Genomic DNA, 21,665 nt, shown 5'->3' on the forward strand with positions numbered 1-21,665 from the left:
TTGCCGGTTTTGCAACAATCTGCGACAAAGTGGCCGCAAATCATCAGGCCAGAGCCTCTGGCCACGTTTCAGGGTAGGACTCGCCATTTCTGAAAAATTGTCCTGTTCGACGCTTTCGGACACAGAACGCCGTTTGCTGGACCACTTTTACCGCCAGCACAGCTCACGCATGCGCGCTGCAAGCGACGCCGAACTGTGGGTAGCACGGGCCCCTGGCATCATCGCCGGGTTGAGCCTGAGTGCGGTGGGTGAAGGATTCTGGCTGACGGGCCTGTTCGTCGCCCCGCAGCGGCGCAACCAAGGAGTGGCCGCGCAATTGATCGAGGCAGCACTGGCGCAGGTTGACGGGCCCGTCTGGCTGTTCTGTCATCCCGACCTGACGCCCTTCTACCACCGCCTGGGTTTCGACCTGGCCAAACAGCTGCCAGAAGCCTTGGCCAGCCGCCTGCTTCGCTATCAGCGCAACAAACGCCTGGTAGCCCTGCAGCGAGGTCAGTCCTCGCTGACCTCGAGCCCAGGGAACAGCACCTCGGTGTAGCCGAACTTGGCAAAGTCCTGGATGCGCGAGGGGTATAGCCGGCCGATCAAGTGGTCGCACTCGTGTTGCACCACCCGCGCATGGAAGCCATCGGCAAAGCGGTTGATCGGGCTGCCCTGGGGGTCGATCCCTTGGTAGCAGATATGCTTGAAGCGCGGCACCACGCCGCGCAAGCCAGGCACCGACAGACAACCCTCCCAGCCGTCCTCGACCTCGCTGGAGGTCGGGGTGATGACCGGATTCAGCAGAATGGTCTGCGGCACCGCCTCGGCATCGGGGTATCGCTCGCTGCGCTCGAAGCCGAAGATCACCAACTGCAGGTCGATGCCGATCTGCGGGGCGGCCAGGCCCACACCGCCTACGTGACGCATGGTTTCGAACATGTCGTCGATCAGTTGCTGCAGTTCGGCACTGCCAAGCATGTGCTCGGGCACTGGCGGAGCGATGCGCAGCAGGCGTTCGTCGCCCATCTTGAGAATGTCACGGATCATCAGGGGTTCGGCTCGACGCTATGAGGCTTGCTCGGGTTCGGGTGCTCGTGACCCAGTACAGTCAAGGTTTCCTTGGGCTTTTCCCCGTCGAAGTCTTTCTCGCCCGGGTTCTTGCCTTCGGCTGACATGTGCTCGATCACCGCATTCATTTCGGCGCCGAGCAGCAGCACGGCAGCCGAAATATAGAAATACAGCAACAGCACGATGATTGCACCAATGCTGCCGTACATGGCGTTGTAGTCGGCAAAGGTCTTCACGTAGTAGGCAAAGCCCAGTGAGGCCACGATCCACACCACAACCGCCAGCACCGAGCCCGGGGTGATGAAGCGAAACTGCTGTTTCACATCAGGCATCACGTAATAGATCAGGGCCACTGCCACCATCAGCAGAATGATGATCACCGGCCAGCGCAGGATGGTCCACAGTGTGACGATGAACTCCTGCATGCCGATCTGGGCGGCTATCCATTCCATCACCTGCGGGCCCAGCACCATCAGTGCTGCGGCCGCCAGCAGCATGCCAGCCAGGCCCACGGTGTAGAAAATGGAAAGCGGGATACGCTTCCACACCGGGCGCCCTTCGGGCACATCGTAAGCGGCGTTCATGGCGCTCATCATCAGGCGCACGCCGGCGGAGGCGGTCCACAGGGCGATCACGATACCCACCGACAGCAGCCCACCCTTGGATTGTTGCAGCTGGTCGATCACCGGGTTCACCTGCTCCAGCGCCTGGGGCGGTAACACCAGTTCCGATTGCAGACGCAGCCAGGAGAAAAAGTCCGGCAAGTGCAGGAAACCGATCAGGGCAATCAGGAACAACAGGAAGGGGAATAGCGAGAACAGCGCCTGGTAGGCCAGCGCTGAGGCATAGGTGGACATCTCGTCGTCGAGGAACTCCTTGACGGTGCGAACCAGCACGCGGTGCAGGGGCAAGCCGCGCAGGTCGGGGAAAATCATAGCGTCTCCTTTCGCCGCTTGATCGTTACACAGGCAAGTCTAATAGACCGTGCCCGTGCTGTGCTGCTCCCGGCCGTGATTGAAGAATTTGCTTACGAATAGTGCCGGCCTCTTCGCGGGTTCACCCGCCAGAGACCGGCACAGGCCGCCTCACCTCAAGTCAAGGCTTCTTCACCGCATCCTTCACATTGCCCTTGACCTGCTGCGCCTCGCCTTTAAGCTCCTGCGCCTTGCCTTCGGCCCGCAGCTTGTCGTTGTCGGTCACCTTGCCAACACCCTGTTTCACGTTGCCGATCGCTTCGTTGGCCAAGCCTTTCGCTTTGTCTTTAGTACCGCTCATGGCAAAACTCCTGCAAATGGAGACACGTGAACCGTGTCGACAGTAGGTTGACCCAACGCCTGGGCCAGGAGTTTCAACGGATTTTCCGGCCAGAAGCCGAACGGTAAAACCGCAGGCGAATACCGCCCAAGCCCGCGAAGAGGCCGGCACAGGCACCGCAAGTCACAAACCTTGCCCCGCCCCGTGCCACCCCTCACAATGCAGGCCTTCATAGCGTCAACTCGCAGGAACCTGCATGAAACTCGACAAACCCGCCGCCATCGCCCGGCGCAACGAAGCACTGGCCCGGCCGGTGCTGACCAGCAGCAATACCCTGTTCGCCATCCTGGACAACAAACGCAACCTGTGGTGGTTCGAAGTGCCAGTGGCACTGCTGGGCAAGGGCCAGGCCGACTGGGTCAACCTGCTGCTGCACACGCCAGAAAGCGATGAACTGCAGCACCTGAAGGTGCCCACCAATTTCCTCAAGGCTCACCTGGAGCAAATGGAAGTGCGCAAGCCTGGCAAGCGCCGCTCCACCATCAGCCTGGCCCTCAGCGCCGACCGTGACTCGCTGCTGCGCGACACCCGTCCGGGTGGCGAGCAGCTGGACTTCCGCAACTTCGTACAGGCGTAAGGCCGTCAGGCTTTCTCGATACGATCGTCATGGATGACGATCAGGCCCTGCTTGAACAACCCGCCAATGGCCTTCTTGAAGTTGCCCTTGCTGACGTTGAACAGCTTGCTGATCAACGCAGGGTCACTCTTGTCGCACACCCCCAACACCCCGCCTTCGGCTTCCAGGCGCGCCAAGATCTGCTCTTGCAGGGTGTCCGCCAGGGCGGCGCCTACTGGCTGCAGGCTCAGTGAAAGCTTGCCGTCCTGGCGCACTTCCTTGATGAAGCCCTTCTCGTGCATGCCCGAGCGCAAGAACTTGAACACCTCGTTCTTGTGGATCAGGCCCCAGTGGCGGTTGTTGATGATGGCCTTGAAGCCCATCGGCGTCTCGCCGGCCACCAGCAGTTCGACCGGCTGGCCAACCTTGTAGTCGGCCGGGGTGACATCGAGGTAGCGGTCCAGGCGCGACGTGGCAGTGATCCGGCGGGTGCGCTTGTCGAGGTACACGTGCACCACGCAGTAATCACCGATCTTCAGCGGCCGAGCCTCTTCCGAGTACGGCATCAGCAAGTCCTTGGACAGGCCCCAGTCTAGGAAGATACCGGCACCGTTGATGTCCTTGACCTTCAGGCTGGCGAACTCGCCAACCTGCACCTTGGGCTTCTCGGTGGTGGCGATCAGCTGGTCTTCGCTGTCCAGGTAGATGAACACGTTCAACCAGTCATCGACTTCGGTCTCGGCGTTTTTCGGGATGTAGCGCCCGGGCAGCAGGATTTCGCCATCGGCGCCGCCGTCCAGGTACAGACCGAAGTCCACGTGTTTCACGATTTGCAAACTGTTGTAACGCCCAAGCAGAGCCATTTCCGATGATCCTCAAGACAAGGCGGCTATTCTACACCTGAAGCCACCACATGGCCCGACCACTCATGCAGTGGAACCGCCAGGCTGCACTTGCATCTACCTTCTGGCCAGCCTGAGGAAGGAACAGCACATGCCGCTACGCCTGCCCAAAGCCCTGCTTATCGCCATCGGCTTCGCCCTGGCCTTGGCCGCCTGCAGCCGCATCGACCTGGCCTATCGCAACCTCGACCGCCTGGTGCCGTGGTCGCTGAGCGACTACCTGGACATGAACCGCGAGCAAAGGGCGCTGCTGGACGATCGGTTGCGCGAGCACCTGGCCTGGCATTGCAAGACTCAACTGCCCGGCTACCTCGACTGGCTCGACCGGCTACGTGACATGGTCGCCGACGACCAGGTCACCGACCAGGCCCTGCAGCAAAGCACCCACGAGGTCCGTGAGGCAATTGGTCGGGTGGCCGAGGAAATCACCCCTTCGGCCACCGAACTGCTGCGCGGCATGAGCGACGACCAGGTAGCGCAGATGCGTGAAGCCTTCCGCGATGACATCAGTGAGCGGCAAAAGCAGTATGTGGATACGCCATTGCCGAAGCAGATGGCCCGCCGTAGCGAGCGCATGGAAAAACGCCTGACGCCATGGTTTGGCGAGTTGACGGCGGTCCAGAAGCAACGCATCCAGACCTGGTCTCAAGCGCTGGGTGACCAGAACCGTGAATGGATCGCCAACCGTGCCCACTGGCAACAGCAACTGCTGTTGGCGATGAACCAGCGCAACGACTCCAGTTTCGAGCCGCGCCTGGCGACTTTGTTGCAACGCAAGGAGAGTTTGTGGACACCCGAATACCGGGCGGCATATCAGAATGCCGAGCAGCAGGCACGCAGCCTGCTGGTGGACCTGGTGCGGCAAAGCACCCCGCAACAGCGGCGGTTCCTGCAGGAACGGCTGAGCAAGGTGCGTACCCATTTGAGCGAGATGAAGTGTTTGAAGGCGTGACAGGTCTGTTCGACCTGATTCACCGGGCCTTGCGCCGATACGGAAACACATCGATCACTTTCCCCTCACGTATCGCCGCCTGCAGCCCCTTCCAGTAATCCGCGTCATACAGTTCCCCATGCAAGCGGCTGAACAACCGCCGCTGGCCCATATCGGCAAACAGAAACGGCGGAAACTCTTCGGGGAACACATCATGCGGCCCGATCGAGTACCACGGCTCGCCCGACATTTCGTCCTCCGGGTAACGCGGTGGCGGAATGTGGCGGAAATTCACCTCGGTCAGGAAGCTGATTTCGTCATAGTCGTAAAACACTACCCGGCCATGACGGGTCACACCAAAGTTCTTCAGCAACATGTCGCCGGGGAAGATGTTCGCCGCCGCCAGCTGCTTGATGGCCAGGCCGTAGTCCTCCAGCGCCTCCAGCACCTGGCCCTCGGTGGCCTGCTCCAGGTACAGGTTCAACGGCGTCATGCGCCGCTCGGTCCAACAGTGGCGGATCAGCACCGTGTCGCCCTCCAGCGCCACCGTCGACGGTGCCACCTCCAGCAACTCGGCCAGGCAATCCGGCTCGAACTTGCTGCGCGGAAAGCGAAAATCGGCAAACTCCTGGGTGTCGGCCATACGCCCCACCCGGTCGACGCTCTTCACCAGCCGGTACTTGTCGATCACCGTGGCGCGGTCCACGGTTTTCGATGGCGAGAAGCGGTCCTTGATGATCTTGAACACCGTATTGAAGCCGGGCAAGGTAAACACGCTCATGACCATGCCCCGTACCCCTGGCGCCATGACAAAGCGGTCATCACTGCTGGCCAGGTGGTTGATCAGCGCGCGGTAGAACTCCGACTTGCCCTGCTTGTAGAACCCGATCGAGGTGTATAGCTCGGCAATGTGCTTGCCCGGCAGGATGCGCTTGAGGAAATTGACGAACTCAGCGGGCACCGGGACATCGGCCATGAAGTAAGAGCGGGTAAACGAAAAGATGATCGACACCTCGGCCTCGTCGGTGATCAGTGCATCGGCCTCGATACCGTGGCCCTCGCGGTGCAACAAGGGAATCACCAACGGCCACTGCTCATCGCTGTTGTACAGGCGGCCGACCAGATAGGCCCCCTTGTTGCGGTAAAGCACGGGTACAAACAGCTCCACGGCCAGCGCCGGGTCCTTGCACACCCAGTCGGGCAGGCATTCGCGCAGTTGTTCTTCCAGCCGCGCCAGGTCGCCTTCCAGGTCGCCATAAGGCATGTCGAACGGGTAATCGGCGAACACCGCACGCAGCAAGTTCCTGAGACTGCCGTCAAGCCGATAGGTACGGGTTTGCGCAGCGCGCTCGCGGCCGCGCATGGAAGGCCGGGTCGTGTGGATGAACATGCAGCCGTCGCTGATCAGGTCATGGCTGAACAGGCTGCAAAACAGCGAGTTGTACCAAGTCTCTGCCAGCTCGTCGTCCAGGCGTGGGTCGATCAGGTGGATATAGGCGTTTTTCACCAGCGGCCACTGTTCCACGTCCAGCAGCACCTCTGCGGCAAAGGCCTGGCGCAGCCAACCGTTGACTTCGGCGACTTTCTCTTCGTAGAGATTGATGCGGGCGGCGGCGGCCTGCTGAATATCCTGCCAGCGCGCCTGCTCGAAGCGCTGGCGAGCACCCAGGGTGATGCGCTGGAAATGATCGCGGTAGTCGTCGAAGCCGGCGAGGATCATCCGGGCGATTTCGACAGCGGGCCAGGGCTGGGACATGCGTGGGGCCTCGGAGCTGGGATTGAGTACAGAGCTTAGCCGCCCTTGGCTTCATGGGTTACTGCCATTGAAGGCCCGAGCTGCAGTTGCAGCTGCCTTGCCCAGAGCCCCGCAGCCCAAGAGGAATTACACAGCAAGAAAGCACAAGAATCCCCCCGCCCCGTGGCGTACACTCGCGCCCCTGCCTTACCTCCGGAGACCGTTGTGAGCCCCATCGCCCTAGCCCGCCTGCTGACCCTTGCCGCCGTCTGGGGAGCGAGTTTCCTGTTCATGCGCATCATCGCCCCCGAACTGGGCACGGTGCCGACCGCGTTCTTCCGGGTTTCCATCGCCTGCCTGGGCCTGATCGTGCTTCTGGCCGCCGCCCGCGTGCGCTGGGACTTCCAGGGCAAGCTCGGCGCGTGCCTGGTGCTGGGCATGATCAACTCCGGCATCCCCGCCACCTTCTACTCGGTGGCGGCCCAGGTGCTGCCGGCCGGCTATTCGGCGATCTTCAACGCCACCACCCCGCTGATGGGCGTGCTGGTCGGCGTACTGTTCTTCCGCGAGCCAATGACCCTGGCCAAACTCTGCGGCATCTTCCTTGGCCTGTTCGGCGTCGGCATCCTTAGCGGCGCCGGCCCGGTGGCACTGGACATGGCCCTGCTGCAAGGCGCCCTCGCCTGCCTGGCGGCCACCACCTGCTACGGCTTTGCCGGGTTCCTCGCCCGCCGCTGGATCAGTGGCCTGGACAGCCGTCTTTCCGCGCTGGGCAGCATGCTCGGCGCAACGCTCATGCTGACCCCGCTGTTCGGCTGGAGCGCACTCACCCAACCACCCGCCAGCTGGGGGGGCTGGGAGGTGTGGTTGTCGTTGCTGGGGCTGGGTTTGCTGTGCACCGCCTTTGCCTACATCCTGTACTTCCGCCTGCTGGCCGAGATCGGACCGGTCAAAGCCAGCACCGTGACCTTCCTGATCCCGGTATTCGGCGTATTGTGGGGGGCGTGGCTGCTGAATGAGCCGTTGTCGCTGGCGCACCTATACGGCGGCCTGCTGATTGGCCTGGCCTTGTGGCTGGTGCTGCGCCCGGCGCGCAGCTGAAGCGGAGTACGGCATGAACAGCGCGTACAAAAAGGTCCTGTTCCGCCTGGAACAGGATGAGAACGGCTACCCACCAGCCTCGGTCGAGGGCCTGTGGGCCAAGGCCGTGGAAGGCGGCTATGCCATCGACAACATCCCCTTCCATGTCTATGGCATCGCCCCAGGCGACGTGATCGACACCCGCGAGGAAGCAGGCGAAACCTGGTTCGCAGCGCTGCGCCACAGCAGCGGCAGCTCGGTGTTCCGGGTGGTCGTCAAACCACCGGAAACCCTCGACCAGGTGCGCGCAGCATTGCTGGATTTCGGCTGCGCTTGTGAAACCGAGCAGGCAGTGAAGATGTTGGCGGTCGAGGTCCCGCCGCAACGCTCGCTCGATACCCTGCTCTACTACCTGCTCACTCAGCGCGAAGCCGGCCTGCTGGACTTCGAGGAAGGCGTGTTGCGCCACGCCATCCCCGAAGAATTCCGCTAGGGCCTACGCCTCGGCCAGACGCGGGGCAGGCTTGCGAAACACGAACAGCAGCCCTACCACGATCAGCCCCATGCCCACCAGGCTGAGCGGTGCCAGGCGGTTACCGAAGATCAGCAAGTCCATCACCGCAGTCACTGCCGGCACCAGGTAGAACAGGCTGGTGACATTGACCAGGTTGCCCTTGGCGATCAGCCGGTACAGCAGCAAGGTTGCCAGCAGCGAGACCACCAGGCCCATCCACAGCAGCGCACCGACGAAGCTGCCGGTCCACTCGACATGAAGCGGTTGCAGAGGTGCGAACAGCGCGCACATGGCGAAGCCGGCCAGGTACTGCAGCGGCAGTGTGCCCATGGGGTTGTCGGTAATGCGCTTCTGCAGGATCGAGCCAACGGTCATACTGACCAACGCCAGCAGGGCGAACAGCATGCCCGCCAGCGATACCCCGCCCAGGTTGATGCCCTGGTAGACCACCATGATCAAGCCGCCCAACCCCAAACCCAGGCCGAACAAACGGCTCCAGGAGCGCTGGCGTTCCATCAGCACCACGGTGAGGATCGGCTGTACCCCCATCACCGTGGCCATGACGCCGGGGGTGACATGGGTATCAAGCGCCAACAGATAGAAAATCTGATAGGCACCGAGCAGCACACAACCGGTACCCAGGGCGCGCAGAATGCTCCCGCGAGTACGCGGCCAGCGCAGCCCTAGCAACGGGCCGATCAGCAACAGGCCGGCCAGGGCCAGCGCCGAGCGCAACAGCAGAAAGGCAAACGGGCTGGCATGCGCCAGGCCGAGCTTGGAGACGATCGCCCCGCTGCTCCACAGCAGGACGAACAGGCAGGTAGTGGCCGCCGAGGCCACGGACGTTTTGGTAAAGACAGACATGAATTGCCACCTGATAGTAGGCAGATAAGCCAAACGGACGGCGTGCGCTTCAACGTGAGCAGTAGCCGACCGTGTTCAGTACGTTGCGCGTGCGAAGGGTTGCGGCACGAAGCCGATCAGCCCAGCACAACCACGCAATGAGGCGGAGCTACGCCGCCTACGACGCCACTGACAGGTGGTGGGGAGTGACAGATCATGACCGGCTGCTGGCTACCACGCACGACCAAGCCCGCGACTGGCGCGATGGCAAAGCGTGTGGTGGAAGGGATGGCTGGCATGAACGCGGTCTTTGAGGAAGTGAATGTTCTGGAATATAGCGAGTGATTCTTCGCGGCACAACCCCGCTGCCACAAGCGCACCCTCGTCCTTGAAGGATCAGGCGCACCGGTGGCAGCGGGATTGCCCCGCAAAGGGGCCGGTTAGCGCAGAAAAAATCAGAACAACCAGCGATACAACAGATACGCCACCACCACCGCCAGAACCGGCCGCAGCACGCGGTAAGCCTTGGGGTTGGCGCGTTTGAACTGCTTGACGTGGCTGCTGATCCTGTTGCTGAAGCGCTTGCTCCAGGCGTACGCCTGGTTGATCCCGCCCACGCGCTCGTCGTCGGTGTTCTGCGGCGCGGTGGCGCGGCCGAGGAAGGCACTGACCTTACGGTTGATGCGCGTCATCAGCGGGCTACTCAGCGGGCGCTCGATGTCGCAGAACAGGATCACGCGGGTAACGTCGGTTTCGTTCTTGACCCAGTGCACGTAGGTTTCGTCGAACATCACGTCTTCGCCATCACGCCAGGCGTACTGCTCACCGTCCACGTAGATGCGGCATGCGTCGGAGTTGGGCGTGGACAGCCCCAGGTGATAACGCAGCGAGCCTGCGAACGGGTCGCGGTGCGGGTTCAGGTGGCTGCCGCCGGGCAGCAGGGCAAACATTGCGCCTTTGACATTGGGGATGCGGCTGACCAGCTCGACAGTGCGCGGGCACAGGGTTTGCGCCGAAGGCAGGGGTTTGTCGTACCACTTCAGGTAAAAGCGCTTCCAGCCCTTCTTGAAGAACGAACCGAAGCCGGCGTCGTTATCTTTCTCAGCGGCACGGATATAGCCTTCGTCGAACAGGCGCATGGCCTCTTCGCGGATTTCCTGCCAGTTATCCTTCAACACGTCCAGCTCGGGAAAGCGCTGGCGATCCAGGTAGGGCTTGGACGGCACGCCGGAAAACAGGTACATCAACGCGTTGTAGGGGGCGAACAGCGCCGAATGGTTGACGAACTGGCGCAACACCGGCAGGCGGGCCTTGCCGCGCAAGTGCACGAACAGCACGCTGCCGAAAAACACCAGCAAGACACCCGCCTTGGCTGCAAAGGAAAAGGTCATGCTTTCACTCCTTGAGGGAGAGTCAGGGCTGCGCTGCCTGCTCTCCAGAAAATCATCCTGCCATCATAAACCGATCCCGCCGCGGTAAAAACAACCCGGGCGGGATCGCATTCATGAAGATTTTGCAATAAACCAGGCCGTCGATTGTTGCGCCGGATCAGCGGGAAGGCCGATTACTGCTGGTTTTCCTGCTCGCTGAACATGTCGCTGAACAGCATGCTCGACAAATATCGCTCGCCCGAATCGGGCAGGATTACGACGATGGTCTTACCCTGCATTTCCGGTTTTTCGGCCAGGCGCACCGCTGCCGCCATTGCCGCACCGCAGGAAATACCACAAAGGATGCCCTCTTCCTGCATCAGGCGAATCGCCATGGCCTTGGACTCTTCGTCGGTCACCGTCACCACTTGGTCGACGATCGACAGGTCGAGGTTTTTCGGCACGAAGCCGGCGCCGATGCCCTGGATTTTGTGCGGGCTGGGCTTGAGTTCTTCGCCGGCCAGGGTCTGGCTGATCAGCGGCGATGCCACGGGCTCCACTGCCACCGACAGGATGGCCTTGCCCTGGGTATGTTTGATGTAACGCGACACGCCGGTGATGGTGCCGCCAGTACCCACGCCCGCCACCAGCACGTCGATGGCGCCGTCCGTGTCGTTCCAGATCTCAGGACCGGTGGTTTTCTCGTGAATGGCCGGGTTGGCCGGGTTTTCGAACTGGCCCGGCAGGAAGTACTGCTCCGGGTCGGAGGCGACGATTTCGTTGGCCTTCTCGATGGCGCCCTTCATGCCCTTGGCCGGATCGGTCAATACCAGCTCGGCGCCCAGTGCCTTCAGCACCTTGCGGCGCTCCAGGCTCATCGAGGCGGGCATGGTCAGCATCAGCTTGTAGCCGCGGGCGGCGGCGACGAAGGCCAGGCCGATACCGGTGTTGCCCGAGGTGGGCTCGACGATGGTCATGCCCGGTTTGAGCTTGCCGCTGCTCTCGGCGTCCCAGACCATGTTCGCGCCAATGCGGCATTTGACCGAGTACCCGGGGTTGCGCCCTTCGATCTTGGCCAGGATGGTCACGCCGCGCGGGGCGATGCGGTTGATCTGCACCAGCGGCGTGTTACCGATGGAGTGGGCGTTGTCTGCAAAGATACGGCTCATGGCAGGGGTCCTTGGCATGAAAAAGCAGGGAAATGCCTCAAGGGTAAGCCTGCGGCGGTGGCCCGTAAAGCCTGTTCGAACTCAGCCCGGCACGTTGCGGTCAACCGCACATCCCGCCTTGGAGACAGCCTCATGAAAGCCCGCTATCGCTGGCCGCTGGTCGGCCTGGCCAGCCTGATCGTGCTGCTGGTAGCGCTGCACCTGGCCCTGCCCTACCTGGTGCGCGACTACCTCAACGACAAGCTGGCCGACATGGGTGACTACCGCGGCCAGGTAGCCGATGTGGACCTGGCCTGGTGGCGCGGTGCCTATCAGATAAACGGGCTGAAAATCGTCAAGACCACCGGCAAGGTGCCCGTACCGTTTCTCGACGCCCCACTGATCGACCTCTCGGTGAGCTGGCATTCGTTGTGGTACGACAAGGCAGTGGTGGCGGAGGTGACCTTCGTGCATCCCGAGCTGAATTTTGTCGACGGTGGTAGCAAACAGGCGTCGCAGACCGGCCAAGGTACCGACTGGCGCCAGCAGCTGGAAAAACTCCTGCCCATCACCCTCAACGAAGTGCGTATCGACAATGGCGTGCTGACGTTCCGCAACTTCAATTCCAAGCCACCGGTCGACCTCAAGGCCACCCGGTTGAACGCCAGCATCCGCAACCTGACCAACGTGCGCGACCAGAAAGGCCGTCGCGACGCAAGTTTCGAAGGCACGGCGCTCATCGCAGGGGATGCGAATGTAGAAAGCCGTGCCACCTTCGACCCTTTCAGTGATTTCGACGACTTCGAATTCAGGCTTCGCGCCACCGGCATCGAGCTGCGCAAACTGAATGACTTTGCCAGCGCTTACGGCAAATTCGACTTCAATGCCGGGCACGGTGACGTGGTCATCGAGGCCCAGGCAGAAAACGGCCGGCTGAACGGCTACATAAAACCGCTGCTGCGCGATGTCGACGTGTTCGACTGGCAACAGGACGTCGAGGAAAAGGACAAGGGTTTCTTCCGCTCAGTGTGGGAGGCCTTGGTGGGAGCGACCGAGACGGTGCTTAAGAACCAGCCGAAAAACCAGTTCGCTACCCGGGTGGAGCTCAGCGGCAGTGTGCGCAAACAGGATGTCAGTGCCTTCGAGGCGTTCTTGCAGATCCTGCGCAACGGGTTTGTGCAGGCATTCAATGCGCGCTATGAGCAACCAGCGCCGAAGTCTGACTGAGACAGCGTGACGGGGCATTCAGGGACTGAATACCCGGTCTGCGTTTGCAGCCGCCTGGCCCCGCGTTATAGTCGGAAACAAATCCGGATTATGTGCTGCCTGTTCGGGCCGCTTCGCGGGTAAACCCGCACCTTCAACCCTGTACCGCGAAAAGGCCCGCACAGCCCTAAACAGAGGACAACCCCCCATGAAGTTCGAAGGCACCCGCGACTACGTCGCCACAGACGACCTGAAACTGGCGGTAAACGCGGCCATTACCCTCGAACGCCCGCTGTTGGTCAAGGGCGAACCGGGCACCGGCAAAACCATGCTCGCCGAGCAGTTGGCGGCCTCGTTCGGGGCGCGCCTGATCACCTGGCACATCAAATCCACCACCAAGGCCCACCAGGGGCTCTATGAGTACGACGCGGTCAGCCGCCTGCGCGACTCGCAGCTGGGCGTGGACAAGGTGCACGATGTGCGCAACTACCTGAAAAAGGGCAAGCTCTGGGAGGCCTTCGAGGCCGACGAGCGGGTCATCCTGCTGATCGACGAAATCGACAAGGCCGATATCGAATTCCCCAACGACCTGCTGCAAGAACTCGACAAGATGGAGTTCTACGTCTACGAAATCGACGAGACCATCAAGGCCAAACAGCGTCCGATCATCATCATTACCTCGAACAACGAAAAAGAGCTGCCGGACGCCTTCCTGCGCCGCTGCTTCTTCCACTACATCGCCTTCCCCGACCGCACGACCCTGCAGCAGATCGTCGACGTGCACTACCCGAACATCAGCCAGTCGCTGGTCAGTGAGGCGCTGGATGTGTTCTTCGACGTGCGCAAGGTGCCGGGGCTGAAGAAAAAGCCGTCCACCTCCGAGCTGGTCGACTGGCTCAAGCTGCTGATGGCCGACAACATCGGTGAAGCGGTGCTGCGCGAACGCGACCCGACCAAGGCCATCCCGCCGCTGGCCGGTGCGCTGGTAAAAAACGAGCAGGATGTACAACTGCTTGAGCGCCTGGCCTTCATGAGCCGGCGCGGCAACCGCTGACAGGAGCAGGGCCATGCTGCTCAATCTGTTCAATGAGATGCGTGCGGCCAAGGTGCCGGTTTCGGTGCGTGAACTGCTCGACCTGCACCAGGCCTTGCAAAAGCGCGTGGTGTTCGCCGACATGGACGCGTTCTACTACCTCGCTCGCGCCATCCTGGTGAAGGACGAACGCCACTTCGACAAGTTCGACCGTGCCTTCGCAGCCTACTTCAAGGGCCTGGAAAACCTCGACCGGCACATCGAGGCGCTGATCCCCGAAGACTGGCTGCGCAAGGAATTCGAGCGCTCGCTGACCGATGAAGAACGCGCACAGATCCAGTCGCTGGGCGGCCTGGACAAGCTTATCGAGGCCTTCAAGCAGCGCCTCGAAGAGCAGAAGGAACGCCACGCTGGCGGCAACAAGTGGATTGGCACCGGCGGCACCAGCCCATTCGGCTCGGGCGGCTTCAACCCCGAGGGCATCCGCGTCGGTGACGCCGGCAAGCGCCAGGGCAAGGCAGCAAAAGTCTGGGACCAACGCGAGTACAAGAACCTCGACGACCAGGTCGAGCTTGGCACCCGCAACATCAAGCTGGCCCTGCGCCGGCTGCGCAAGTTCGCCCGCGAAGGCGCCGCCGAAGAGCTGGACATCGACGGCACCATCGACCACACCGCGCGTGATGCCGGGTTGCTGAACATCCAGATGCGCCCCGAGCGGCGCAACACCGTGAAGCTGCTGTTGCTGCTCGACATTGGCGGTTCGATGGATGCCCACGTCAAAGTCTGCGAAGAGCTGTTCTCGGCCTGCAAGACCGAGTTCAAGCACCTGGAGTATTACTACTTCCACAATTGCGTTTATGAGTCGGTGTGGAAGAACAACCTGCGCCGCTCGTCCGAACGTTTTTCCACCTTCGACCTGCTGCACAAGTACGGCGATGACTACAAGGTGGTGTTCGTCGGTGACGCGGCCATGGCGCCCTACGAGATCACCCAGCCGGGTGGCAGCGTGGAGCACTGGAACGAAGAAGCCGGGTATGTGTGGATCCAGCGTTTCATGGAAAAATTCAGGAAGGTCATCTGGATCAACCCGTACCCCAAGCAGGCCTGGGAGTACACCGCCTCGACCCATCTGGTGCGCGACCTGATCGAGGACAAGATGTATCCGCTGACCCTGCAAGGGTTGGAGGACGGGATGCGCTACCTGTCCAAGTGAGGTTGCCTGCTCCAACATCACCGTCAAGGCATGCACAGGACGTGTGTAGGAGCGGGTTCACCCGCGAAGAGGCCGCCCGCTCTACCGCCAACGGTTCAGGTAATCCTGCTGCTCCCGCCAGGCCTCGTCCTGCACCACCGCCCTGAACCGCACCTCCGCCCCCGGCATGCACTGCGCCAGTTGCGCCAGCGCCAGCGGCGTCAGCGCGCCCAGCCGCGGGTACCCACCAATGGTCTGCCGGTCATTGAGCAACACGATCGGCTGCCCGTCCGGCGGCACCTGTACCGCCCCCAGCGGGATCCCTTCGGAGATCATCGGCGCCCCTTGGTACACCAACTGCGGCCCCAACAACCGGATGCCCATGCGGTCGGCCCGGCTGTCCAGCGTCCACTCCCGGTTGAATGCCTCGAACAGGCTGGTACCGCTGAATTCACCAATCTGCGCGCCCATCACCAGGTCGAGCACCGGCTTTGGGGCGAACTGTGGGCACAACGCGTGCGGCACTTCGCGCAGGGGTGCACTGCTACCGGTAAAAGCCAATGCCTGGTTTCTAGCCAGCGCAGCCCCCTGGCCATCGATGCCACCCAGTGCTTCACGTACCACGGTGGCACAACTGCCCAGCACCTCCTCACCCAGGAACCCACCCGGTGCCGCCAGATACGCCCGCACACCCACTTTGGGCTGTTTCAAGGTCAAGCGCTGCCCCTTGGCCAGGGCAAAGCTGCGCCATGGCGCCAGGGGCTGATCATCGACACACGCATCCAGGTCGGCACCGGCCAGGGCCAGCACGCAATCCTGTTCGGCCACCACGCAAAAACCACCCAGCGCCACCTCGACCACCGGCGCCCCCAACGGGTTGCCCAGCAGCCAGTTGGCCCAGTGCATCGCCACCCAGTCCAGCGCCCCGCCCTGGGTCACGCCAAGGTGGCGCACGCCAAAGCGCCCGGCATCCTGTAACTGGCACAACGGCGTACTGGCCTCGATCATCAACTGCTTCATCCCTGCGCCTCCACATCACCACCCATGGCCAGGAATTCGCTGCGCGAAACCGGCACGAAGCGCACCCGGTCACCGGGTTGCAAAAGGCTGTAACCCTCACGCTCACGGTCGAACAACCGCACCGGGGTGCGTCCGATCAGGTTCCAGCCACCCGGCGATACTGCCGGGTAGGCCGCCGTCTGGCGCTCGGCAATACCCACGCTGCCCGCCGCCACGCGCTTGCGCGGGGTACTCAGACGAGGGCTGGCCAGGCGCTCGTCGACCAGGCCCATGAAGCCGAAACCAGGCGCGAAGCCCAGGGCAAACACCGGGTAATCACGTTCGCCGTGCAAGCGAACAATCTCCGCTTCACTCAAGCCGCTGCGGGCCGCCAGCACAGGCAGCTCGGGGCCGACACTGGCGTCGTACCACACCGGGATTTCGTGTCGGCGGCCGCCACTGCCGGTGTCAGGCTGCAAGCCGTCCAGCGCCAGAGCGATTCGCGCCCTCGCCTCGCCCGGCGGCAGGGCAGACTGCACCATCAGCGTGGTGTAGGACGGCACCAGGTCCAGCAGGTGCTCGCCGAGCGCCGCGCTCAAGCGCCGGCTGGCGGCGAGCATCCATGGCATGTTGGCCTCATCGATACGGTCGAACAGGCGGACCATCAGGCTGTCGATGGCGACCACTTCAATTCGCGGCTTCATCACGCCTCCAGCCCATCAAGGGCCTGGCGAATCTGCCGCACCGCCGCCACCGAACTGTCGTTGTCGCCATGCACGCAGAGGGTGCGGGCGGCAAGCTGCAAGGCACTGCCATCGTCAGCCAACAGCGTTTCGCCTCGGGCCAGACGCACCGCCTGCTCCACCACCCGCGCCGGGTCGTGATGCACCGCGCCCGGCAGGCGCCGCGACAGCAGATGGCCGCTGGCGGTGTAGGCGCGGTCTGCGAACGCCTCGAACCACAGCGGCACGCCGATTTCATCGCCCAGTGCCTGGGCGGCACGGTTGTCGGCGGTGGCCATCAGCATCAATGGCAGGTTGCTGTCATAGGCCGCGACGGCCTCCAGCACGGTACGCAGCTTGAGCGGGTCGGCCATCATGTCGTTGTACAGCGCACCATGGGGCTTCACATAGGCCACGCGACCACCCAGCACTTTGCAGATGCCATCCAGCGCACCGATCTGGTAATGCAGCAGGTCACGGATTTCTTCCGGGCTGCAGGCCATGGAACGGCGGCCAAAGCCGACCAGGTCCGGGTAGGCCGGATGCGCGCCGATAGTCACCCCGTGCTCCAGCGCCAGGGCCACGGTACGGCGCATGATACCGGGGTCGCCGGCGTGGTAGCCGCAGGCGATATTGGCGCAATCGATGTAAGGCATGACCTCGGCATCCAGGCCCATGCGCCAGCTGCCGAAACTCTCGCCCATGTCGCAATTGAGTAGCAGGCGTTCCACCACGCGGTCTCCCTTGTCGTTGTGCATAGGCCTACCTTACCGCGCCTGCAGCTGTTTGCCGCGGGTTTCAGGCAAGCTCAAGGCCGCCACGATCACAATGCCGTAGGACACCGCAGAAAACACGCCGATACCCAGGCCCAGCGGAACATTCTGGCCGAGCATGCCGATCATCAACGGAAACAGCGCGGCAATGACCTTGCCGATGTTGTAACAGAAGCCCTGCCCCGAACCCCGAATGCGCGTGGGGAACAGTTCGGTCAGAAACGCCCCCATGCCGCTGAAGATACCCGAGGCGAAGAAGCCCAACGGGAGGCCCAGCCACAGCATCACGCCATCGCTGACCGGCATCTGCGTGTATAACAGCACAATGACGAAGGAGCCCACGGCGAACAGGATGAAGTTCTTCTTGCGCCCCAGCAAGTCGGACAGATAAGCACTGACCACATAACCCATGTACGAGCCGACGATCACCATGGCCAGATAGCCCCCCGTGCCCAGCACACTCAGGCCGCGTTCGTTCTTCAGGAAGGTTGGCAGCCACGAGGTGATGGCGTAGTAACCGCCGAGTGCGCCGGTGGTCAGCAGGGATGCCCGCACGGTGGTCCAGAGCATGCCCGGCGCGAAGATTTCGTAGAAGCGCGAGGGTGCCTCGGCGTTTTCCACTGCCTTGGCCTTACGATAGACCTCAGGGTCCTTGACCAGGCGGCGAACGAAGATAACGAAGATTGCCGGTACCAGCCCCAGCAGGAACAACGCACGCCAGGCCTGCTCTGCCGGCAGCCAGGAGAACAGCAGCGCATAAAGGATGGCCGTGAGGCCCCAGCCAATTGCCCAACCGGACTGCACCATGCCCACCGCCTTGCCGCGGTCCTGGGCGCGGATCACCTCGCCGATCAACACCGCGCCGGCGGTCCACTCGCCACCGAAGCCAAAGCCCATGAGGGTTCGGGCAATCAACAGTTGCTCGTAGTTCTGAGCGAAGCCGCACAGGAAGGTGAAGAAGGCGAACCACAACACCGTCAGTTGCAGGGTACGCACCCGGCCGATGCGGTCGGAGAGGATACCGGCCACCCAGCCTCCTACAGCCGAGGCGATCAGCGTGCTGGTGTGGATCAACCCGGCTTCGGTGGTGGTGATACCCCACAGCATGATCAGTGTAGGAATGACGAAACTGAGCATCTGTGTGTCCATGCCGTCCAGGCCATAGCCAATCTTGCAGCTCCAGAAGGTACGTCGTTGCTGTTTGTCGATGTCGCGGTACCAGGCGAAAGGCCCGGACGAACGGAGGGAACTGACCTGCTGTTGCACGCCGGTGGGGTTCATGGATGCCTCGGCTTGTTGGTATTGTTTTATGGGCGACATGAAGCGTCGCGGCCTGGGCGTCATTGTTCAGAGGCCGCCTCGCCTGCGTCCAACGAAAAAAACCGCCGGTCTGGAACAAGAAAAACTGATCATGAACCTTCGCTTCCTCGAAACCTTCGTCTGGGTCGCCCGGCTCAAGAGCTTCCGCCTGACGGCAGAAAAGCTGTTCACCACCCAGGCTTCGGTATCCAGCCGTATTGCCGCACTGGAGGCTGACCTGGGCGTGAAGCTGCTGCTGCGCGACTCCCGCGGCGTCAGCCTGACCCCGGAGGGCGGCAAGGTACTGGAATACGCCGAACGCATGCTGGAAACCGCCAAGGCCATGAAGCAGTCGCTGGACAGCGACCGGGCCAAGGTCGGGCGCATTCGCATCGGGGTAATGGACACGGTGATCCACACCTGGATGAGCGCACTGGTGGCGGAGCTGACCGAGCGCTACCCGCAGGTGGAAATCGAACTGGTGGCCGACACCGCGCTGAACTTGCGCGAGCAGCTGCAGAAGGGCTTTCTTGACGTGATTTTGCAGACCGACTTGCTGCGCGAGCAATCGATCCGCAGCCTCGACCTGGCGCGCTACCCAATGGGCTGGGTGGTGGCCGCAGGCGCCCACCAGCACCGGGACTATGCGTCGCTGGCCGAACTTGGGCGCGAGCGCATCATCACCTTCTCGAAGAATTCACGGCCGCACCAAGAGGTGCTGAGCTTGCTGCAGGCTGCGGGGGCAGAGGCGCCGCGGTTGAATTGTGTGAATTCGGTGGCGGCGATTACCCGGCTGTTGCGCGATGGTTTTGGCATTGGCGCGCTACCGCCGGCGCTGGTGGAAGCCGAGTTGGGCCGGGGCGAGCTGGTGCTGCTGGAAGGGTTACAGCCGCCGCCGAGCCTTGAGCTGGTGGTGGCGTGGCAGACCGGGGTGGCGTTGGTCGATGAGGTGGTTGGGGTTTGCCGGCAGGTGTTGGAGCGGTATGCGCGGGATGTGGGGGGGCAGCGGATCGTACTGGTCTGAACAACAGTCTCTGCCTGTACCGGCCCTTTCGCGGGCTCGCCCGCGAAAGGGCCGGTACAGGTACAGCAGAACTTAGCGCCAGCTCTCTTTCACCACCCTGCGCCGCCCGCCCAGGATCAGCCAGCCGATCCCCAGCAACAGGCTTTCGACCACAAAGGCCAGCACAAAACCGGCACCCACACCCCAGCCAATCGCCTCGGGCACCAGCAGAATCTGGTAGCTGTAGCCATTGAGGGTTTCTTCACGCAACTGCGGGTCGGCCTGTACCAGCACATGCCAGGTACGCTCGGCCCATGACCCTTGCAGCACCTGCCATTCGTTTTCCAGCAGTTCGTTGCGGATCATCAGGCTTTCGATGCTGTTGGCATCACTGTTGAATACCGGGTCGTCGCTGCTGCGGTAGTGCTGCAGCAGTGCCTGCAAGTCGCCCTTGAAAAAGCGCTCGGCCGTTTGCCGGAACCCATCGAGTGCCTCGCGCGATTCGAACAGGTGCGCCTCGACCCGCTGGCTGTAGTCCTTGACCAGCCCCGGGACCTGGATACCGGCCAGCAGGCCGAAGGTGAACAACAGCAATCGCAGGTAACTTCTGAACATGCAGCGTCCTTAGCTCTGGCCGTGCGCCACGCACTCGCCGTGCCGCCACAGGGCCCACTGACCCGGCGCGTAGCGGTGCCAGGTCTCGTTCTCGGTCAGGGCCTCGGTGGCAATCACCGTGACCACGTCGTTGGGGGTGGTTTCGGTATGAAAATCGACGATCAGGTCGACATCCTTCAACCGTGCGGCACCGAATGGCGCACGGCGGGTGATGTGCACCAGCTTGGTCGAGCAGAAGCAGAACAGCCAGTCGCCGTCGCTGAGCATGCAGTTGAACACGCCCTGACCACGGTAGCCGGCACAGGCTTCGACCAACACTGGCAGCAGCTGTTCCACCGGCACCGGTTCGGGGAAAGCGCTGCGGATGCGGTTGAGCAGGTCGCAGAAGGCCGCTTCGCTGTCGGTGTCGCCCACTGGCCGGTAGAAACTGGCCAGGCCCTTGAAGTCACCCAGCTGGCCGTTGTGCGCGAAGCACCAGTTGCGGCCCCACATTTCCCGCACGAACGGGTGGGTGTTGGACAGGCACACCCTGCCGACGTTGGCCTGACGGATATGACCGATCACCACTTCGCTTTTGATCGGGTAGCGCTGCACGAGGTTGGCCACTTCCGACTCGCTGCTCGCGGCCGGGTCCTGGAACAGGCGCAGGCCGCGGCCTTCGTAAAAGCCTATCCCCCAGCCGTCACGGTGCGGGCCGGTACGCCCGCCCCGCTGCATCAGGCCGGTGAAGCTGAAAACAATGTCGGTAGGGACGTTGGCGCTCATGCCCAGCAGTTCGCACATAGGCGTGTCTCCGTTTACAGACGAGGCTCGACCCGGCCTGCGCCACGCGTAGCGGCTGGCGGCAAGTCGTCACGGTAACGGTCGCTGCGCTCGGCAGCCAGCGGCGCCTGGGTGCCGAGCTGGTCATCCTCGGCCCGCTGACGCCTGGCAGCGGCTTCGGCCTGCTCACGGCGTGCGTGCGCGCGCTTTTCCAGCGGCCAGCGCAGCAGCACGAAGAGGAAGTACAGGCCGAAGGCGATCATGCCATACATGGCGAAGTCGGACACAGCGCGCCAGGCGTTGTTGCCGACCTTGAAAGCGACATCCAGCGCAGTGATGGCGATTGCAGGGGCGAAGCTGTCCTTGACCGGGTCGACGATGGTCGGGGTCAGCAGCAGCACCGCCAGCACCACCCGTAGCGGTTCGCGCAGCCAGCGCCACATCCAGCCGGTGAGCTTGAAGCCCACCAGCAGGCACCCTAAGGCGGCCACTGCGTACAAGCCCCAGGCGAAGGTGTAGTCGTTCTCGGTCATGGTGTTCGTGCAAGCCAGGCAAAGAGATGCCTATGATAAACACTTTTCCGGGCGCAGACAGTGTTTGCCTGTGCCGGCCTCTTCG

25 protein-coding genes are annotated in these 21,665 nt (G+C 62.5%); 10 read left to right on the top strand and 15 right to left on the bottom strand.

Going from position 1 to position 21,665, the window contains the following annotated elements; all coding sequences use genetic code 11:
• Positions 1-133: 133 nt before the first annotated feature.
• Positions 134-538: a GNAT family N-acetyltransferase gene (locus tag ACF8Q6_RS02365; RefSeq protein ID WP_392492759.1), complete on the top strand. Its 405-nt coding sequence runs from the start codon at positions 134-136 to the stop codon at positions 536-538.
• On the opposite strand, the gene def is transcribed toward ACF8Q6_RS02365, so the two are convergent.
• The 3 genes from def to ACF8Q6_RS02380 form a co-directional block, all read right to left on the bottom strand.
• Positions 493-1,029 (bottom strand): peptide deformylase, encoded by a 537-nt coding sequence (gene def / locus ACF8Q6_RS02370; protein ID WP_392492760.1) that lies wholly within the window; start codon positions 1,027-1,029, stop codon positions 493-495. The genes ACF8Q6_RS02365 and def overlap by 46 nt on opposite strands.
• A complete protein-coding gene (locus tag ACF8Q6_RS02375) occupies positions 1,029-1,985 on the bottom strand; it encodes a YihY/virulence factor BrkB family protein (RefSeq protein WP_003254637.1) in 957 nt (318 codons plus the stop codon). The genes def and ACF8Q6_RS02375 overlap by 1 nt, the downstream gene beginning before the upstream one ends.
• Before the next feature lie 160 nt (positions 1,986-2,145).
• Positions 2,146-2,325: a CsbD family protein gene (locus tag ACF8Q6_RS02380; protein ID WP_012051514.1), complete on the bottom strand. Its 180-nt coding sequence runs from the start codon at positions 2,323-2,325 to the stop codon at positions 2,146-2,148.
• Between the two features lie 235 nt (positions 2,326-2,560).
• Between ACF8Q6_RS02380 and ACF8Q6_RS02385 the strand changes: the two genes are divergently transcribed.
• Positions 2,561-2,941, top strand: coding sequence for a hypothetical protein (locus ACF8Q6_RS02385; RefSeq protein WP_003254641.1), 381 nt, complete (start codon positions 2,561-2,563; stop codon positions 2,939-2,941).
• A gap of 5 nt (positions 2,942-2,946) precedes the next feature.
• Here the strand turns inward: ACF8Q6_RS02385 and ACF8Q6_RS02390 are convergent, their stop codons facing one another.
• Positions 2,947-3,783, bottom strand: a complete 837-nt coding sequence (locus tag ACF8Q6_RS02390) for a S1 RNA-binding domain-containing protein (RefSeq protein WP_012051513.1) — start codon at positions 3,781-3,783, stop codon at positions 2,947-2,949.
• Positions 3,784-3,913: 130 nt separating this feature from the next.
• Between ACF8Q6_RS02390 and ACF8Q6_RS02395 the strand changes: the two genes are divergently transcribed.
• Positions 3,914-4,774, top strand: a complete 861-nt coding sequence (locus ACF8Q6_RS02395) for a DUF6279 family lipoprotein (protein WP_392492762.1) — start codon at positions 3,914-3,916, stop codon at positions 4,772-4,774.
• A gap of 19 nt (positions 4,775-4,793) precedes the next feature.
• Here the strand turns inward: ACF8Q6_RS02395 and aceK are convergent, their stop codons facing one another.
• Positions 4,794-6,509: a bifunctional isocitrate dehydrogenase kinase/phosphatase gene (gene aceK, locus ACF8Q6_RS02400; protein WP_010955236.1), complete on the bottom strand. Its 1,716-nt coding sequence runs from the start codon at positions 6,507-6,509 to the stop codon at positions 4,794-4,796.
• A gap of 204 nt (positions 6,510-6,713) precedes the next feature.
• Between aceK and ACF8Q6_RS02405 the strand changes: the two genes are divergently transcribed.
• Together ACF8Q6_RS02405 and ACF8Q6_RS02410 are read left to right on the top strand one after the other, a co-directional pair.
• A complete protein-coding gene (locus tag ACF8Q6_RS02405) occupies positions 6,714-7,589 on the top strand; it encodes a DMT family transporter (protein WP_392492764.1) in 876 nt (291 codons plus the stop codon).
• A gap of 13 nt (positions 7,590-7,602) precedes the next feature.
• Positions 7,603-8,061: a DUF4265 domain-containing protein gene (locus ACF8Q6_RS02410; RefSeq protein WP_004576044.1), complete on the top strand. Its 459-nt coding sequence runs from the start codon at positions 7,603-7,605 to the stop codon at positions 8,059-8,061.
• A 3-nt stretch (positions 8,062-8,064) separates the two neighbouring features.
• Here ACF8Q6_RS02410 and ACF8Q6_RS02415 read toward each other — a convergent pair whose 3' ends face one another.
• The gene (locus tag ACF8Q6_RS02415; RefSeq protein WP_392492765.1) at positions 8,065-8,946 is read right to left on the bottom strand and encodes a DMT family transporter; all 882 of its coding nucleotides are present in this window, start codon (positions 8,944-8,946) and stop codon (positions 8,065-8,067) included.
• A 195-nt stretch (positions 8,947-9,141) separates the two neighbouring features.
• Here ACF8Q6_RS02415 and ACF8Q6_RS02420 point away from each other — a divergent pair, with 195 nt between their 5' ends.
• Positions 9,142-9,270 (top strand): hypothetical protein, encoded by a 129-nt coding sequence (locus ACF8Q6_RS02420; protein ID WP_014755693.1) that lies wholly within the window; start codon positions 9,142-9,144, stop codon positions 9,268-9,270.
• A 110-nt stretch (positions 9,271-9,380) separates the two neighbouring features.
• Here ACF8Q6_RS02420 and ACF8Q6_RS02425 read toward each other — a convergent pair whose 3' ends face one another.
• Together ACF8Q6_RS02425 and cysK are read right to left on the bottom strand one after the other, a co-directional pair.
• A complete protein-coding gene (locus ACF8Q6_RS02425) occupies positions 9,381-10,316 on the bottom strand; it encodes an aspartyl/asparaginyl beta-hydroxylase domain-containing protein (RefSeq protein ID WP_010955240.1) in 936 nt (311 codons plus the stop codon).
• A 173-nt stretch (positions 10,317-10,489) separates the two neighbouring features.
• Entirely contained in the window at positions 10,490-11,464 is a 975-nt protein-coding gene (cysK, locus tag ACF8Q6_RS02430; protein WP_003254654.1) for a cysteine synthase A, read from the bottom strand.
• A 132-nt stretch (positions 11,465-11,596) separates the two neighbouring features.
• Between cysK and ACF8Q6_RS02435 the strand changes: the two genes are divergently transcribed.
• From ACF8Q6_RS02435 to ACF8Q6_RS02445, 3 genes are all read left to right on the top strand, one after another.
• Entirely contained in the window at positions 11,597-12,670 is a 1,074-nt protein-coding gene (locus ACF8Q6_RS02435) for a DUF748 domain-containing protein (RefSeq protein WP_161775088.1), read from the top strand.
• Positions 12,671-12,857: 187 nt separating this feature from the next.
• Positions 12,858-13,703, top strand: coding sequence for a MoxR family ATPase (locus ACF8Q6_RS02440; protein WP_003254658.1), 846 nt, complete (start codon positions 12,858-12,860; stop codon positions 13,701-13,703).
• Positions 13,704-13,716: 13 nt separating this feature from the next.
• Entirely contained in the window at positions 13,717-14,895 is a 1,179-nt protein-coding gene (locus tag ACF8Q6_RS02445; RefSeq protein WP_392492767.1) for a VWA domain-containing protein, read from the top strand.
• Positions 14,896-14,976: 81 nt separating this feature from the next.
• Here ACF8Q6_RS02445 and ACF8Q6_RS02450 read toward each other — a convergent pair whose 3' ends face one another.
• From ACF8Q6_RS02450 to ACF8Q6_RS02465, 4 genes are read right to left on the bottom strand one after another with little or no spacing between them, the layout of a single operon-like run.
• Positions 14,977-15,894, bottom strand: a complete 918-nt coding sequence (locus tag ACF8Q6_RS02450) for a biotin-dependent carboxyltransferase family protein (protein WP_392492769.1) — start codon at positions 15,892-15,894, stop codon at positions 14,977-14,979.
• Positions 15,891-16,577 carry a 5-oxoprolinase subunit PxpB gene (pxpB, locus tag ACF8Q6_RS02455; RefSeq protein ID WP_392492770.1) on the bottom strand — a complete coding sequence of 229 codons (687 nt, stop codon included), beginning with the start codon at positions 16,575-16,577 and terminating at the stop codon, positions 15,891-15,893. The genes ACF8Q6_RS02450 and pxpB overlap by 4 nt, the downstream gene beginning before the upstream one ends.
• Positions 16,577-17,353 carry a 5-oxoprolinase subunit PxpA gene (locus ACF8Q6_RS02460; protein ID WP_033726002.1) on the bottom strand — a complete coding sequence of 259 codons (777 nt, stop codon included), beginning with the start codon at positions 17,351-17,353 and terminating at the stop codon, positions 16,577-16,579. Before ACF8Q6_RS02460 ends, pxpB begins: the two co-directional genes overlap by 1 nt.
• A 9-nt stretch (positions 17,354-17,362) precedes the next feature.
• Positions 17,363-18,649 (bottom strand): MFS transporter, encoded by a 1,287-nt coding sequence (locus ACF8Q6_RS02465; protein ID WP_003254666.1) that lies wholly within the window; start codon positions 18,647-18,649, stop codon positions 17,363-17,365.
• 130 nt (positions 18,650-18,779) lie between these two features.
• Between ACF8Q6_RS02465 and ACF8Q6_RS02470 the strand changes: the two genes are divergently transcribed.
• Complete coding sequence (locus tag ACF8Q6_RS02470) at positions 18,780-19,691, top strand: LysR family transcriptional regulator (RefSeq protein ID WP_392492772.1); 912 nt, start codon at positions 18,780-18,782, stop codon at positions 19,689-19,691.
• Between the two features lie 72 nt (positions 19,692-19,763).
• Here the strand turns inward: ACF8Q6_RS02470 and ACF8Q6_RS02475 are convergent, their stop codons facing one another.
• Genes ACF8Q6_RS02475 through ACF8Q6_RS02485 form a run of 3 tightly spaced genes read right to left on the bottom strand, consistent with a single transcriptional unit; the run spans position 19,764 to position 21,580 of the window.
• The gene (locus tag ACF8Q6_RS02475; protein ID WP_003254669.1) at positions 19,764-20,285 is read right to left on the bottom strand and encodes a DUF2937 family protein; all 522 of its coding nucleotides are present in this window, start codon (positions 20,283-20,285) and stop codon (positions 19,764-19,766) included.
• 9 nt (positions 20,286-20,294) lie between these two features.
• A complete protein-coding gene (locus ACF8Q6_RS02480) occupies positions 20,295-21,068 on the bottom strand; it encodes a class II glutamine amidotransferase (RefSeq protein ID WP_003254671.1) in 774 nt (257 codons plus the stop codon).
• A gap of 14 nt (positions 21,069-21,082) precedes the next feature.
• Positions 21,083-21,580, bottom strand: a complete 498-nt coding sequence (locus ACF8Q6_RS02485; protein ID WP_003254673.1) for a hypothetical protein — start codon at positions 21,578-21,580, stop codon at positions 21,083-21,085.
• Positions 21,581-21,665 lie beyond the last annotated feature (85 nt).

The sequence above is a fragment of the Pseudomonas sp. GLN_2 genome (assembly GCF_043106005.1).
Lineage (GTDB): Bacteria > Pseudomonadota > Gammaproteobacteria > Pseudomonadales > Pseudomonadaceae > Aquipseudomonas > Aquipseudomonas alloputida.

Coding starts and splice junctions, on each gene's coding strand:
- ACF8Q6_RS02425 (WP_010955240.1), bottom strand. CDS start 10,316: ATGACCTTTTCCTTTGCAGCCAAGGCGGGTGTCTTGCTGGTGTTTTTC.
- ACF8Q6_RS02380 (WP_012051514.1), bottom strand. CDS start 2,325: ATGAGCGGTACTAAAGACAAAGCGAAAGGCTTGGCCAACGAAGCGATC.
- ACF8Q6_RS02470 (WP_392492772.1), top strand. CDS start 18,780: ATGAACCTTCGCTTCCTCGAAACCTTCGTCTGGGTCGCCCGGCTCAAG.
- ACF8Q6_RS02415 (WP_392492765.1), bottom strand. CDS start 8,946: ATGTCTGTCTTTACCAAAACGTCCGTGGCCTCGGCGGCCACTACCTGC.
- pxpB (WP_392492770.1), bottom strand. CDS start 16,577: ATGAAGCCGCGAATTGAAGTGGTCGCCATCGACAGCCTGATGGTCCGC.
- ACF8Q6_RS02460 (WP_033726002.1), bottom strand. CDS start 17,353: ATGCACAACGACAAGGGAGACCGCGTGGTGGAACGCCTGCTACTCAAT.
- ACF8Q6_RS02435 (WP_161775088.1), top strand. CDS start 11,597: ATGAAAGCCCGCTATCGCTGGCCGCTGGTCGGCCTGGCCAGCCTGATC.
- aceK (WP_010955236.1), bottom strand. CDS start 6,509: ATGTCCCAGCCCTGGCCCGCTGTCGAAATCGCCCGGATGATCCTCGCC.
- ACF8Q6_RS02465 (WP_003254666.1), bottom strand. CDS start 18,649: ATGAACCCCACCGGCGTGCAACAGCAGGTCAGTTCCCTCCGTTCGTCC.
- ACF8Q6_RS02440 (WP_003254658.1), top strand. CDS start 12,858: ATGAAGTTCGAAGGCACCCGCGACTACGTCGCCACAGACGACCTGAAA.
- cysK (WP_003254654.1), bottom strand. CDS start 11,464: ATGAGCCGTATCTTTGCAGACAACGCCCACTCCATCGGTAACACGCCG.
- ACF8Q6_RS02475 (WP_003254669.1), bottom strand. CDS start 20,285: ATGTTCAGAAGTTACCTGCGATTGCTGTTGTTCACCTTCGGCCTGCTG.
- ACF8Q6_RS02450 (WP_392492769.1), bottom strand. CDS start 15,894: ATGAAGCAGTTGATGATCGAGGCCAGTACGCCGTTGTGCCAGTTACAG.
- ACF8Q6_RS02420 (WP_014755693.1), top strand. CDS start 9,142: ATGACCGGCTGCTGGCTACCACGCACGACCAAGCCCGCGACTGGCGCG.
- def (WP_392492760.1), bottom strand. CDS start 1,029: ATGATCCGTGACATTCTCAAGATGGGCGACGAACGCCTGCTGCGCATC.
- ACF8Q6_RS02395 (WP_392492762.1), top strand. CDS start 3,914: ATGCCGCTACGCCTGCCCAAAGCCCTGCTTATCGCCATCGGCTTCGCC.
- ACF8Q6_RS02375 (WP_003254637.1), bottom strand. CDS start 1,985: ATGATTTTCCCCGACCTGCGCGGCTTGCCCCTGCACCGCGTGCTGGTT.
- ACF8Q6_RS02485 (WP_003254673.1), bottom strand. CDS start 21,580: ATGACCGAGAACGACTACACCTTCGCCTGGGGCTTGTACGCAGTGGCC.
- ACF8Q6_RS02480 (WP_003254671.1), bottom strand. CDS start 21,068: ATGTGCGAACTGCTGGGCATGAGCGCCAACGTCCCTACCGACATTGTT.
- ACF8Q6_RS02385 (WP_003254641.1), top strand. CDS start 2,561: ATGAAACTCGACAAACCCGCCGCCATCGCCCGGCGCAACGAAGCACTG.
- ACF8Q6_RS02445 (WP_392492767.1), top strand. CDS start 13,717: ATGCTGCTCAATCTGTTCAATGAGATGCGTGCGGCCAAGGTGCCGGTT.
- ACF8Q6_RS02410 (WP_004576044.1), top strand. CDS start 7,603: ATGAACAGCGCGTACAAAAAGGTCCTGTTCCGCCTGGAACAGGATGAG.
- ACF8Q6_RS02390 (WP_012051513.1), bottom strand. CDS start 3,783: ATGGCTCTGCTTGGGCGTTACAACAGTTTGCAAATCGTGAAACACGTG.